General features: G+C 60.8%; 12 protein-coding genes, 1 tRNA gene and 2 pseudogenes. 12 read left to right on the plus strand and 3 right to left on the minus strand.

What is annotated here, in order from left to right; genetic code table 11:
- Positions 1-187 precede the first annotated feature (187 nt).
- The 12 genes from H6851_03090 to H6851_03145 all read left to right on the plus strand — a co-directional run bounded on the left by H6851_03090 (position 188) and on the right by H6851_03145 (position 10,934).
- Positions 188-796 (plus strand): hypothetical protein, encoded by a 609-nt coding sequence (locus H6851_03090; protein MCB9942599.1) that lies wholly within the window; start codon positions 188-190, stop codon positions 794-796.
- A gap of 217 nt (positions 797-1,013) precedes the next feature.
- Positions 1,014-2,126, plus strand: coding sequence for a LacI family DNA-binding transcriptional regulator (locus H6851_03095; GenBank protein MCB9942600.1), 1,113 nt, complete (start codon positions 1,014-1,016; stop codon positions 2,124-2,126).
- A gap of 74 nt (positions 2,127-2,200) precedes the next feature.
- On the plus strand, positions 2,201-2,431 hold the full coding sequence (locus H6851_03100; GenBank protein ID MCB9942601.1) for a hypothetical protein: 231 nt from the start codon (positions 2,201-2,203) through the stop codon (positions 2,429-2,431).
- Positions 2,432-2,548: 117 nt separating this feature from the next.
- Positions 2,549-3,526: a TRAP transporter substrate-binding protein gene (locus H6851_03105; GenBank protein MCB9942602.1), complete on the plus strand. Its 978-nt coding sequence runs from the start codon at positions 2,549-2,551 to the stop codon at positions 3,524-3,526.
- Between the two features lie 150 nt (positions 3,527-3,676).
- Positions 3,677-4,189, plus strand: a complete 513-nt coding sequence (locus tag H6851_03110; GenBank protein ID MCB9942603.1) for a TRAP transporter small permease — start codon at positions 3,677-3,679, stop codon at positions 4,187-4,189.
- A 128-nt stretch (positions 4,190-4,317) separates the two neighbouring features.
- Positions 4,318-5,415: a mandelate racemase/muconate lactonizing enzyme family protein gene (locus tag H6851_03115; protein ID MCB9942604.1), complete on the plus strand. Its 1,098-nt coding sequence runs from the start codon at positions 4,318-4,320 to the stop codon at positions 5,413-5,415.
- Positions 5,412-6,158, plus strand: a complete 747-nt coding sequence (locus H6851_03120) for a sulfite exporter TauE/SafE family protein (protein ID MCB9942605.1) — start codon at positions 5,412-5,414, stop codon at positions 6,156-6,158. The genes H6851_03115 and H6851_03120 overlap by 4 nt, the downstream gene beginning before the upstream one ends.
- Before the next feature lie 82 nt (positions 6,159-6,240).
- Positions 6,241-7,419: an acetylornithine deacetylase gene (gene argE, locus H6851_03125; GenBank protein MCB9942606.1), complete on the plus strand. Its 1,179-nt coding sequence runs from the start codon at positions 6,241-6,243 to the stop codon at positions 7,417-7,419.
- A complete protein-coding gene (locus tag H6851_03130; protein MCB9942607.1) occupies positions 7,416-8,384 on the plus strand; it encodes a succinylglutamate desuccinylase/aspartoacylase family protein in 969 nt (322 codons plus the stop codon). Before argE ends, H6851_03130 begins: the two co-directional genes overlap by 4 nt.
- A 62-nt stretch (positions 8,385-8,446) precedes the next feature.
- Positions 8,447-9,391 (plus strand): dihydrodipicolinate synthase family protein, encoded by a 945-nt coding sequence (locus H6851_03135; GenBank protein MCB9942608.1) that lies wholly within the window; start codon positions 8,447-8,449, stop codon positions 9,389-9,391.
- On the plus strand, positions 9,391-10,773 hold the full coding sequence (locus H6851_03140; GenBank protein ID MCB9942609.1) for an FAD-binding protein: 1,383 nt from the start codon (positions 9,391-9,393) through the stop codon (positions 10,771-10,773). The genes H6851_03135 and H6851_03140 overlap by 1 nt, the downstream gene beginning before the upstream one ends.
- Positions 10,774-10,844: 71 nt before the next feature.
- Positions 10,845-10,934: transfer RNA gene (locus H6851_03145), tRNA-Ser, on the plus strand.
- 243 nt (positions 10,935-11,177) lie between these two features.
- On the opposite strand, the gene H6851_03150 is transcribed toward H6851_03145, so the two are convergent.
- The 3 genes and pseudogenes from H6851_03150 to H6851_03160 all read right to left on the minus strand — a co-directional run bounded on the left by H6851_03150 (position 11,178) and on the right by H6851_03160 (position 13,691).
- A complete protein-coding gene (locus H6851_03150; protein ID MCB9942610.1) occupies positions 11,178-12,398 on the minus strand; it encodes a tyrosine-type recombinase/integrase in 1,221 nt (406 codons plus the stop codon).
- 294 nt (positions 12,399-12,692) lie between these two features.
- A pseudogene (locus H6851_03155) lies at positions 12,693-13,268 on the minus strand (hypothetical protein).
- Positions 13,269-13,295: 27 nt separating this feature from the next.
- Positions 13,296-13,691: pseudogene (locus H6851_03160) on the minus strand (transposase).
- Positions 13,692-13,883: the final 192 nt, after the last annotated feature.

A 13,883-nucleotide genomic window follows, 5' to 3' on the forward strand; every position in this document is an offset into this window, starting at 1 on the left:
ACATCGGCAAGATTCAGCATGTGGCCGAGGCAACCCCACCGGTGGGTGTGATCAACCTGATAATGCCGGTAAGATTACCGGGCGGGCACACCGATGTGCACCCTTCCTTCCGTTCACCATGCAGATTAACGGTCGTGGCGACAGGTCCGACTATGTTGCGCCGGCACTTCGGTTGGAGGAACAGCCCATGCCCGTCGCCGGTGACCGCTTCAGCATCAATGTGAGCCCGCGAGCGCACAGTTATTACCCGCCGGCGCGGCCACGGTCCGAGTGGAAACGTGCCCTGATGCTGTTCGCCGCCGCATTGCCCGTGATGTTCCTCGGCCTCTCGATCGAAAGCGGGAAAGGATACGATGCGATGTTCGACGCCATCGCACCCGCAGCGGGAAATGCCGACGACATCGACAATGCCGGCGGCAATCCCGTACCGGAGTTCATCGAAGAGGGAGCCTGGCAGTTTCCCGCCGGCGGTGCCATCGCGCCGGACGCGACAGGCGACAATGTCGCCCATGTCCGGCTGCGGCTCGGCGATACCGTCATTGATGCCCGTGTCGACCCGACACTCGAACACAGCGTGCTCAACCCGGTTGATATGCTCAACAGTGGCATTCCCTCCGTCGGCGATGGCGCTGCATTGTGGATCGATCATGTCGAGATCGGAGGGCACGTACTCAATGACGTCGCCATCACCGTTGCAGCGGACCTAGCCGTCGACACGACCATCGGTCGCGACCTCCTCGCACCGACAGAAAGCGCCGACCACCCCGGATCGCCATTGGAACTGGCCGCCCGTTGAACAATCCGAATCCTCGCGCCTTTCTGTTGCAAAGTCAGAAATCTCGAATTTGATAAATTATTCATGAGAATAATTTTCATATTATGGAATAAAATCGAAAAATTGATCGCCGATTTGACGTTCGAAGCGGTTTGGCCGTATCAACTGCATTATGGATTCTCATTCTCCTTCACGCAGGGTCGACCTTCGAGGCTTGGCGAAGGTTCTGGGACTATCGATGACGACTGTCTCCCGTGCCCTCAACGGCTATTCCGAAGTCAGTCCGAAAACCCGCAAACGGGTCGTGCGGGTTGCGCGCGAACTCGGATATACACCCAATGCCCAGGCGCGCCGGCTTTCCTCCGGCTCGACCGAATCCATCGGATTCGTGCTGAGCGACATCAGCGCCTATTATGACGATCCCTATTTCGCCCAGTTGCTGGCCGGTCTCAACGACGTCTTGATCCGGGCCCGCTACGATCTCGTGATTTCCACCCAGGAGCCCGACGGCGATCCCCTGAGCGGCTATCGCCGCCTGGTTGAAGAACAACGGGTGGATGGCATCATTTTCGACCAGACCCGGCGAACGGACGAACGGATCGACTACCTGCTTGAAATGCGCATGCCCTTCGTCAGTCTCGGTCGTAGCGACCAGCCCGAGCGCCATGCACATCTCGACATCGACAACGAAGCCGCCTTCGTCATGGCCACGCAACGATTGTTGCAGCTGGGACACCGGCGTATCGGCATGATCGGTGCCCGGAGCGACCTGATGTGCGCCCATCTGCGGCGAAAGGGCTTCGAGCGGGCGATGAAGGAAGCCGGCATCGACATCGCCCCCGAGCTCGTTTCCGATGCCGGGTTTCAAGAGGCGGGAGGATATCGCGTCGCGACCGAATTCCTTCGTCTCGACGCTCCTCCGTCGGCCATTGTCTGCGTTGACGACCTCGTTGCGATCGGTGCGATACGCGCCGCCCGCGACAAGGGACTGGTGGTGGGATCGGATATCTCGATCATCGGCTACAATGACATTCCCCTGGCGGCCATGCTGGACCCACCCCTGACAACGATACGCGTTGACAGCCGTGCTGCCGGGCGACGGCTGGCGGAGATGCTGCTGGCCATCATCGCCGGTCGTCCGGCGGAGCTGTTCCGGGAAATCTGGCCGCCTGCCCTGGTGCCACGCGATTCCGATGGTCCGCCGGGCACCGGCCGGACCGATATGAAAAGGGGATCGCCCCGGCACAGGGTCTGCAGCATCGACACGGGTACCGGTCAGCGCACCCTGCGCTCGAAACCGTTGACGGATCGTTCGGTCCAGGCGGATCAAGATATGCCTTTGAGCCATTAAGCGCACACAGCCGGAATTCCCCGTGGCAATTTCAGGCCCGTGAACAATCCCCGAAGTCGAGGAAACGCGTGGCGATGATGACGATGATCGAACGGTGGTCCGGCAGCTTCGGCGGCTCCTGGGCCGGCCTCTATCTCACGGTCACGGCGGTCTTTGTCGCCGGCTTGTACGCTCCTCTGTTTGTCGATCCCGATGGCAAGATGACGTTCGTGCCCGAAGCCATCTATGTGTGGACTGTCGCCTTTTTCGTTCCCTACCTTGTCGTCGAACGTCTTCATGCCGGTTACCTCGCGTTGCGCCGGTAGGCGTCATATCGCATTCTTCCTGCCGTATGCTAAAGGTCTCAACGCTTGGAACTTTGCCATCGGCCTGCCATGATCGCCGCAGGCAGATCGCCAGGTGAGTGACTAGGGAGAACCAGAATGACCAATTGGGCCCGCATGGGCGTAGGAGCCGTTGCTGCCATCGCGCTTTCCTCCGGATATGCCGCCGCCGAGACGTGGGACATGCCGGTTGCCTACGCCGATGGGAACTTCCACACGGAAAATGCCAAGGCATTCGCCCAGTGCGTCGATACGGGTACCGGCGGGGCGCTGGATATCGTCGTCCATGCCTCCGGATCGCTGTTCAAGGGCAATGAAATCAAGCGCGCCGTGCAGACCGGGCAGGCCCCGGTCGGAGAGCGCCTGCTGTCGGCACATGAAAACGAGAATCCGCTGTTCGGTATCGACTCCATCCCCTTCCTCGCCACCAGCTACGAGGATTCCGAAAAACTGTGGAAGGCGGCGCGCCCGACACTGGAGAAGGTTCTGGACGAACAGAATCTCGTGCTGCTCTACTCGGTGCCATGGCCGCCGCAGGGAATCTACACGAAAAACCCCGTCAATTCGGCCAAGGACATGGAGGGCGTGAAATTCCGCTCCTACAATTCGGCCACGGCACGCATGGCCGAGCTCCTGGGTGCCGTTCCGGTCCAGGTCGAGGCGGCCGAGCTGTCACAGGCCCTTGCGACCGGCGTTGCCGAGAGCTTCATCTCGTCGGGCTCGACAGGCTATGACCGCAAGGTCTGGGAACAGCTGAACTACTGGTACGAGGTCAATGCATGGTTGCCGCGCAACTATGTGTTTGCCAACAAGGATGCCTGGGAAGCCCTTGGCGAGCCTACCCGCAACGTCGTGACCGCCTGTGCCGACTTTGCCGGCCATGCCGGAACCGTCGACTCCCAGCGCCTCAATGACTGGTACAAGGCGGAGCTCCAGGCCAACGGGATGACCGTGGAGCCGGCCAGCGACCAGCTTCGCTCCGACCTCGAGGCCATCGGAAAGACCATGACCGAGGAGTGGTTCGAAGCTGCCGGCGATGAGGGCCGCGCGGTCGTCGACGCCTACGAGAACCAGTAAGCGAGTGTGGAATTCCTGCCGTTCGGGTGGAGTTTGCACCGGAACGGCAGGAAAACGCGACAGCTGCAACCATCCGCCATCCCGGTTTCATCCTTTCGGGATACAATTTGCGGAACAGGCAACACCTTGACGGATCGTGGGAGGACAGCGATGGCCCGGGTTCTGCGTACCGCGCTCGATGCGCTCTATCGCCTCTGCGGTGCCATCTCCGCATTCTTCCTTCTGGCGCTACTCGTCATTATCCTGTTGCAGATATTCGCCCGCTGGACAGGCCAGCAGTTTCCGGGCTCCGCCGATTATGCGGGCTACTGCATGGCGGCTGCCTCGTTCTTCGCCCTGGCCTATTCGCTCAATGACGGCGCCCATATCCGCGTTTCGCTGCTCCTGAGCAGGTTCTCCGGCCAGCGCCGGCGCATGGCCGAGATCTGGTGCGTGGGAGTATCCACATTCCTGTCGTGCTATTTCGCGTGGTATGCCGTGAAGGCGGTGCAGGTATCGCGCAAGATCCATGACATCAGTCAGGGACAGGATGCGACGCCGATGTGGATACCGCAGATGGCGATGGCGATCGGCACCGTGGTGCTGGCGATAGCCTTCATTGACAACCTCGTGAAACTGCTCATGGGACGGGAAACCGTTATCGAGGACAAGGCAATCGAATAGGCTGTATACAGCCAGTCTGGCCTGTATGCAGGGGTATCGGGGATTCCCCTCCCCAATTTCCGTTGAATGACGGTACGGCGCTGTCTATGACAGCAGGCGCTGGGGAACATTCGGGGAGGAATTGACCCATGGCCACTCTTGAGCGCATGGAAGCCGGTTGCTATCGTATCGAGTTGCCGGTCAAGCTGTCTGATAGCACACATGGCGACATCACCCATTTCGAGATTGTCACCGTCCGCCTGGTGGATACCGACGGGGTCGAAGGGATGGGATACAGCTACACGGTCGGCGTGGCCGGCCTTGCCGCCCACGTTCTTGTCGACCGCTACGCCCGCGACCACCTGATCGGCGCCGATCCCGACCGCATCGAGTGGATCTGGAACCGCCTGTGGTGGGCACTGCATTACGGCGGCCGCGGAGGCACCGTGTCGCTCGCCATTTCCGCCATCGACATAGCGCTGTGGGACATGAAGGCGCGCCGTCACGGCCTGCCGCTCTGGCGCCTCCTCGGTGGTCACGACCGCCATGTCCCCTGCTACGCCGGTGGCATCGACCTGCAATTCACCCTCGACCAGTTGCTTGCGCAGACCGACAGCAACGTTCACGAGCGCGGATTCCGCGCCATCAAGATGAAGGTCGGGCGCGATCGCCAGAGCGAGGATATCGAGCGCGTCGCCGCGATGCGCGCGCATCTCGGCCCCGATTTCCCATTGATGGTCGATGCCAACATGCGCTGGAGCGTCGATGAGGCGATACGGGCGGCCCGCAGTCTTCAGCCCTTCAATCTCACATGGCTGGAGGAGCCCACCATTCCCGACGATGTTGCCGGCCATGCACGGATCGTACGCGAGGGCGGGTTGCCGGTGGCCGCCGGTGAAAACCTGCATACGCTCCACGAGTTCCAGCAATATCTGGTGGCGGGCGGACTCACCTTCGCGGAGCCCGATGTCACCAATTGCGGCGGCATCACCACCTTCATGAAGGTCGGCCATCTGGCGGAGGCGTTCAACCTGCCCGTGACGAGCCACGGCGCACACGATCTCACCGTTCACCTGCTTGCCGCCCTTCCCAACTGCTCCTATCTCGAAGTTCACGGATTCGGCCTCGAACGCTACATCGCCCACCCGCTCGTCATCGAAAACGGCATGGCCGTCGCTCCCGACGACCGTGCCGGCCACGGTATCGAATTCGACTGGAAGTCACTGGAGCCGCTCTCGCTCACATGACCTTCGACCTGCATACCGTTTTCCTCATTGCCGGCACCTTTCTCATTGCCGGGACGGTCAAGGGCCTCATCGGTGTCGGGTTGCCGACCATAGCGCTTGGGCTGATGACGACATCCATCGGTATTACCCAGGCGATTGCCATCATGCTCATCCCGGGAATCATGACCAATGTCGCCCAGGCCTTCGGCGGCAAGGACACCGGGATCATCGCCCGCCGGTTCTGGCCGCTGCTGCTTCCGGCATGTGTCGGTGTCTGGTTCGGCGCCGGCGTGCTTGCGCGGGCTGAATCGAATTTGCCGGCAGCGATGCTGGGATTTCTCATAGCCCTTCACGCCGCCATCTCGATCGCGGCACCGCGCATCCCCTCCCCCGAGCAGCACGAACGCTGGCTTTCACCGCTGGTGGGGCTGGTCAACGGCACGATCACCGGCCTCACGGGCTCATCGGTCGTGCCGGGACTGATGTACCTGCAATCGTTGCACCTGCACAAGGAAGCGCTGGTTCAGGCCATGGGCATGCTGTTCGGCCTCTCCTCGCTGATGCTGTTCATAGCCTTCGCCCGCTACGATCTCGTCAATGGCCCGCTCGCTCTCGTCTCGATCGCCTCGCTCGTTCCAGCACTTGCCGGACTGAGCCTGGGGCGCATGGTGAGGTTGCGCATCTCGGAAGAGCGCTTTCGCCAGTGGCTGCTGGCAGCCCTGCTGCTGCTGGGCCTTTACGTGATGTGGCGCGCACTCGGTTGAGCCTGGAAGACGGGCGCCCTGTTGATTGGCGGTGCGACCGGGATTACCAATGGATACAGAACCCTCGGGGAGGAACTGTCTCTTGAACACACGGGTCACTGCCCGTCCACCTGTCGAGGATCTGACCGCAAGGCTCGTGAGCTTCGATACGGTCAGCGACCGGTCCAACCTGCCCATGCTGGCGCATGTCCGCGACTATCTGGCGGGACATGGTGTCGAATGCACCACTGCCCCCGATCCACGCGCCGAAAAGGCGGGGCTGCTTGCCACCATGGGTCCGCAGGATCAACCGGGGATCGTGCTTTCCGGCCATATGGATGTGGTTCCGGTGGCAGGCCAACCCTGGTCGGGCGACCCCTTCCGGCCACGTTTCGAAAATGGCCGGATCTATGGCCGCGGAACCTGTGACATGAAGGGATTCCTTGCGGCAGCCCTGGCGGCGGTTCCCCGAATCCGCGCCATGAAGCTGACGCGCCCCGTCCATCTGGCCTTTTCCCACGACGAGGAAGTGGGCTGCAAGGGCGTGCCGTACCTCATCGACCACATGAAGGACGAGTTGTCGCACATGCCCATGGGCTGCCTCGTCGGTGAACCGACGATGATGAAGCCTGTCGACGGCCACAAGGGCAAGATCGCGGCACGGGTCACCATTAGCGGCCGCGAAGGGCATTCCGCACTGACCCATGAAAACGTCAACGCTGTGCTGTATGCAGGTCGGCTGATCGCCCATCTCGCCGAAATGGCCGACGAATTCGCCATGACACCGACACCGCATGGCGACGGCTTCGTGCCTCCGCATACGACCATGAGCGTCGGGCGGATCGAGGGTGGATCGCAGATCAACATCATACCGCGCACATGCCGTTTCGAGATGGAGTTCCGCTCCCTGCCGGAAGAATCGCCGGAAAGCCATCTGGAGCGGGTGCAGCGTTGGGCGACCGGGATCCTGCTCCCCGAAATGCGAAAGGTCTCCCCCGAAACCGATATCACTTTCGAGACCTTCCTCGCTTACCCAGGATTCCGCGCCCCACCGGGGGACGGCTTCGTCGCCGGCTGTGTCGACCTCGCGGGCGGCCATGCGCCCGGCAAGGTCTCCTATGGCACGGAAGCCGGCTGGTTCCAGGAAAACGGTATACCGACCATCGTCTGCGGTCCCGGCGACATGTCGGTGGCTCACAAGCCCGACGAATATGTCGAGACCAGCCAGCTTGCCGCTGCCGAACGCTTCATTCTCGAACTCGTGGAAAGGCTGGGCACATGACCACTCCTGTCGAATTCGACAAGCCCGATATCTCAAGCCTGCGCCGAAGCCATGACGGTATCGACTGGATCACGGTCATCGACAGTGGAAAGGCCGGCCCGCATCTCGTCATCAACGCGCTCATCCATGGCAACGAGATTTCCGGCCCCTGGTCGATCCTTCGCCTGATCGACAGCGGCCTCCGGCCCCGCATCGGGAAACTCAGCCTGTCCCTCGCCAATGTCGCCGCCTTCGAGGCGTTCGATGCGGGCGATCCCACCGCCACCCGCTTCCTTGACGAGGACATGAACCGCCTGTGGATGGCCGAAAAGCTCGAAGGCGACGGCGACAGCGTCGAACTGCGTCGTGCCCGGGAGTTGCTGCCGTTCTACCGGACGGCCGATTTCCTGCTCGACCTGCATTCGATGCAGACGCCATCGCCCGCCCTGACCCTGTCGACCATGCGCCGCAAGGGCAGGCAGTTCGCCACGAGAATGGGTTGCCCGAAGTGGATCGTCGCCGACAAGGGCCATGCCAATGGCACGCGGCTGATCGATTTCGACCGCTTCGGAGACCCGCATGATTCCTCCGTCGCCGTGCTCGTGGAGGCCGGGCAGCACTGGGCACGATCGACACTGGACGAGTCCTTTGCCTGCTGTCTGGATGCCATGCGGGTTGCCGGGCTTGCCAGCGAGGACGATGTCGCCCCACTGCGGCCATCCATCGATCGCTCCGGCCAAAAGCTCGTGGAAGTGACACATGCCGTGACCATCAAGACGGATCGCTTCGCGTTTCATCGCGAATTCACGGGTCTCGAAGTCGTGGAAACGGCCGGCACGCCCATCGCCAGCGACGGTGATGAACCGGTGCTGACACCGTATGACAACTGCGTGCTGGTGATGCCGTCGAAACGATTGCAGCCGGGGCTGACGGCGGTCCGCCTCGGTCGACTGCAGAACCGCCAGACCTTCGAGACGGTCGACTGAATACGATAGAGGAAACACGTCGCCGGGCTGCATGCAGCGCAGTCCGGTATCGAGGAGACAGCATGGCTCTTGATCTGGCCGATCCATCCGCGTCCCTTTTCGGGATCTTGGCTCCCCTTGTCACACCATTCAACGTCGATGGCACGATCGATGTCGACGCCCTCACGATCCAGATCGAATGGCTTGTGAACGCCGGAGTAGCTGGCCTCGTCGTCGGCCATCCCATGAGCCAGACCGCGACGCTCGATGACGATAGCTGGATAGCGGTGGCCCGGTCCACCCATGACAGCCTTGCGGGCCGGCGTACGTTCGTCGTTGCTCTCGCGACCGACAACATGCCGGACGCGATCCGTCGGGCACGTGCTCTGAGGGAACTGAATGTCGACGCGATGCTGGCGCCACCGTTCGAAACTGCGGGCGCCGCGGATCGCGAAGCGGCCGCCCGGCCCTTCCGTGATCTTTTCGGGCATGCGGGACACCCCATCATCATCGACAACGGCAGCATGAATTGCGACGTTCCGGATACTGCCGTTTCGGCAAAACAGCTCCATGCCGTGATGGGCAGTGTGGCGGAAGTCGTCGGTGTCTGCCATCGTTCAACCGATTTCAAGGCCTTTGCGGACATGATGCTCGATCTGCCTGACGACAAGGTCATACTGGGTGGCTTCGATCCCTTCCTGTATTCCGGCCTGTCGCTCGGCGCCCATGGCGCGGTGACGGCTCTCGGGGCCGCCCTGCCACAGGTCGGCGTGGCATTGCACAGAGCCGTCCGTCGCGGCGATCATGAAACGGCCCGCGGCGTGCATGAATGTCTGCTGCGCCTGTGGAATTCTCTGCCGGTGGGCAGGCTTGCCGCCTGCATCGGCTACATGCAAAGCTGCCAGGGACTGCCGGCATCAGGATCGGACAACGCATCTGGCGCGCTGAGCGATCGACTGAAATCCGGGATTGACCGCGAGCTCGACCCGATGCTGGCGATGCTCGGCCACGTGAGGACTGCTGCCTGATGAGTACAGCCACTGCATCCGTCATTGCCGGTCTGCAACAGCAGTTCGGCGAACGTTGCACAACGTCGCAAGCCGTACGCGAACAGCATGGTCACGGCGAAAGCTATCATCCGACCAGGCTGCCGGATGCCGTGATCATGCCACATTCGACCGACGAGGTCGCCGCGATCGTCCGCTTGTGCAACGAGCACGGCGTGCCGATCATCGCATTCGGCGCTGGCACATCGCTGGAAGGGCATGTCACTCCGCTGCAAGGCGGCATCAGCGTCGACATGCGCGAGATGAACGCTATCGTCGAGGTTCACGCCGACGACATGGATGCCACTGTCCAGGCGGGCGTCACCCGCAAGCAGTTGAACACCCATTTGCGCGACACCGGGCTGTTCTTCCCGGTCGATCCGGGTGCAGATGCCACGCTCGGCGGCATGGCTGCGACCCGCGCATCGGGTACCAATGCCGTACGTTATGGCACGATGCGCGAGAATGTCGTCAGCCTGAAAGTGGTGATGGCCGATGGTTCCGTCGTGAAAACGGCCAACCGGGCGAAAAAGTCCTCTGCCGGATACGATCTCACGCGGATCTTTGTCGGCTCGGAAGGAACGCTTGGCATCATCACCGAAGTCACCGTTCGCCTGTACGGCATTCCGGAAGCGATATCGTCGGCGTCTTGCGTGTTCGAGTCTGTCGACGCTGCGGTTCGGACAGCCGTCGAGACAATCCAGTGCGGCATTCCGGTGGCGCGCGTCGAACTTCTCGACACGAATGCCATCCGCGCCGCGAATCACTTCTCGAAACTGTCATTGCCCGAAAAGCCCACTCTCTTCTTCGAGTTTCACGGCAGTTCGCGCGGGGTCGAGGAACAATCGGAACTGGTACAGGCCCTCGCACAGGACAATGGGAGCGAGAACTGGCAGTCGACAACAGATCCCGATGAACGCAACCGCATCTGGCAGGCCCGCCACGACATGCACTTTGCCGGGCTGTCGATGCGTCCGGGCGCAAAGGTCTGGGGCACGGATGTCTGCGTTCCGATCTCGAAACTACCCGAGTGCATCAAGGCCGTGAACGATGACATCGTGAATGCCCCCTTCTTTACCAACATGCTGGGCCATGTCGGCGATGGGAACTTCCATCTGGGCCTGCTGATCGACATGGACAACCCCGAGGAACTCGATCTGGCACGCCATTACAATGACCGTCTTGTCCATCACGCCCTTCGACTGGGTGGCACATGCACGGGCGAGCATGGCGTGGGCTATGGCAAGACACGTTTTCTGAGGGATGAGCATGGCGAGGAAGCGGTGCATGCCATGCGCCTGCTCAAACATGCCTACGATCCCAAGAACATCCTCAATCCTGGAAAGGTGCTGCCCGGAAACTGACCCATGGATCAAATTCCGGTACGCGGTGCTTGCCAGCGAAGCTTCCACCCGTTAGGTAATCGCCACCGTTCGGAGAGGTGCCGGAGTGGTTGAACGGGGCGGTCTCGAAAACCGTTGTACGGGTAACCGTACCGAGGGTTCGAATCCCTCTCTCTCCGCCAGTTTCTTCAAGCCATTGAAAAACCTGGGTTTCCCTGCGGTCCCCACGAGGCCGATGTGTGCCACAATGGCACACGTTTTACAGAGCAACCCACGGTGCCCCACAACCAGTACATCCACCAGCGAAGACAGGGCTGGTACGTCCGCGTCACCGTCCCGCCAACACTCCGGCCCGTCCTCGGGAAAACCCATGTCGTGAAGTCGCTCAAGACACGTGATGTCGAGACGGCGCGGATGGCCTCAGTTTAGCCCAGAAGTCTGAGAATGTCGGGCTCGATAACCTCGTCCAGCAAGGCGATGGCCCGTCGAAGATGTTCCACTTTCAAACCTCCCGAGTACAGGTTGAGCGCCAAACTTTGCTTTGAATGGCCCATCAACTCGGCGATCACGCTGGCATTGACCGCTGGATCGATGGTGGAAGCGTGTTCAAGATAGGTGGCGAATGTCCGCCGGTAACTGTGGAAATCCACGGTGCGGTCATCACCAAGGGTGGCTCGGCGAAAGGCCGTGTAGCGTTTCGAGGCGTACCATGACCGTTTCCCGTCTGGACCGCCCGGGGTCAATTCTGGAAATAGGAATTCATCACTTCCCGAGCAAAGTCGTCGCTCCAGCAGGCCGCATAGTCTCGGATGCACAGGTATGATCCGTTCGGCATTGCTAGTCTTGCCTTCCCTGATCGTGATGGATCTGTCAGCAAGGTCGATATCCGCTTTGTGCAGTTCACACAGCTCGTTGATGCGTGCGCCGGTCAGCAATCCCAAACGGATCAGATCGCGCAGGGCACCTCCATATCGACCACCGACGACAGGGCGGGGATTGGAAAACAGCAGCTTTTTCAACTCGCTGGCCTGATAGGGCCTCTTCTTTTCACTGCGAGATTGCCGAGCGGGCACAACACTCTGGTTTGTCCAGGGATTGTCAGCGGCGAGCCCCCGGCGAACGGCCCAGCGCCACATGGATGACAAGGACGAAATGATACGGTTGATCGTCGCTGCCTTCCGACCCGATGCCAGCAAGACCGTTGAGACGAATTCGCCCGCGACCCGGCGTGACACTGCATCAATCTGAAGTTGCCTGTCGTGTGACGACATAAACAGCTCAATGGCGGTTCGGTGTTGAAAACTGGTCTGCTTGGTGAAAGTTCCGCCAGCCTCGTTCAACCAAAGCTCGATCAGCTCCGAGATCTTCGAAGCTTGGGCCGGGTCCGTTGCAGGCGATTGTGAAATCACCTCCCGAGCCGGTTCAGTAGGACCGACAACGCGCCACGAGGGCTCTGGCTGCAACTCCGATTTCCGGGTCGCTATGGCGCAAGGTCCGCTTGCACCCGGCTCACATCCGGGAAGTTCAGGGCTGAGCGGATGGTATCCATCAGTTCGCACTTCGGAAAACCACTCGTTCACCTGAGCCAACACGCCCCATCGCCGTAGCCGCGCCGTCTCGACATCACGTGTCTTGAGCGACTTCACGACATGGGTTTTCCCGAGGACGGGCCTGAGTGTCGGCGGGACGGTGACACGGACGTACCAGCCTTGTCGGCGCTGGTGGATGTACTGGTTGTGGGGCACCGTGGGTTGCTCTGTAAAACGTGTGCCATTGTGGCACACATCGGCCTCGTGGGGACCGCAGGGAAACCCAGGTTTTTCAATGGCTTGAAGAAACTGGCGGGCCAAAGCCGATGAAACCGAGAACTACATCTACGCTATTGCCCTCCATGGCCCCCAAAAATTGAGTTAGGCAGGGCAGTCGAGCAACGGAAAGACTCAAAGCGGATCACGTCGCTTTCTCTTATCGTCCAGATAGTAGAGCGGCATCGAAGCAACGAAGCGGTTAGGATTCGCATGCTGTTTCTTGCGCTCTTCGAGACCGATTGCGAACGAAACATAAAAGAGCGCAGAGCGCGCCATCTGCATTACGCGGATCGCTTTGGCCTCAAGCTCGTCGCTACCAATTGCGACCCCGAAGCCACTATTATCTGAGCCAGGGATTGTGAAAGGTTTGGCCCAACCCTCGCTCACACGCAGATAGGTATGTTCCAAAGCGTTCCGAATGCTGTGCAATTCACGCGAATCTGCGGCGGTGGTCTGCTTGAGTTGGTCGTCAAACAGCTCCTTCGATAGCCAGAACAGGCCGCGTAATGGCAGATTGTCACACTTCTCGAACTGAGGCAGCAAGCGTGACTTGTTCTCGACCATCCATACATTCTTGAAGCTGATTCGAGCTGGCTCCTTACCCAAAGCCCAGTAGCGATCAACGAGAAAAGCAACCTTGTCGAGCAGCGAGTAGGCAACTCGAAAAGCCATTCGAACCCGCTCACTGGCCAAAGAATAGAGCGGATAGACGGTCTTCAGCTCGGCGGCGACGGCCCGGCGGTCCTTGTAGCTGACGAAATCCAATGAGTTGCGGATCAGATGAACGATGCAGGTCTGGACCTGGGTCTGCGGGAACACGGCCGTGATCGCCTCCGGAAACCCCTTCAGGCCATCGACGATCGCGATCAGGATATCCTCGATGCCCCGGTTTTTCAGCTCGTTCATCACCCGCAGCCAGAATTTCGCGCCCTCTGTCTGTTCGATCCAGAGCCCGAGGATCTCCTTCTGGCCGTCGAGCCGAACGCCGAGCGCGACATAGACCGCCTTGTCGCGGACCATCCCCTCGTCGCGGATCTTGACCCTCAAGGCATCGAAAAAGACCAGCGGATAAAGGCTTTCCAGCGGCCGGTTCTGCCATTCGGCAACCTCGTCCAGGATGTCGTCGGTCAGCTTCGGGCGATCGCCACCGGTCTTGGGGCCCTTTTCGCGGCGCTTTTCAATGAGCCGTTTGGCATCCGTGATCTGGTGCCCCTTCAGCTGACCGGCCTTGTAGGCCTCTTCCAACATGTCGCCGAGGTTTTCATCGTCATGCTTTGCCCGGGCGATTTCGAGGGCGGTGGTGAGCGGGATGGTGCTGTTTTG

Source organism: Geminicoccaceae bacterium (assembly GCA_020638465.1).
GTDB lineage: Bacteria > Pseudomonadota > Alphaproteobacteria > Geminicoccales > Geminicoccaceae > JAGREO01.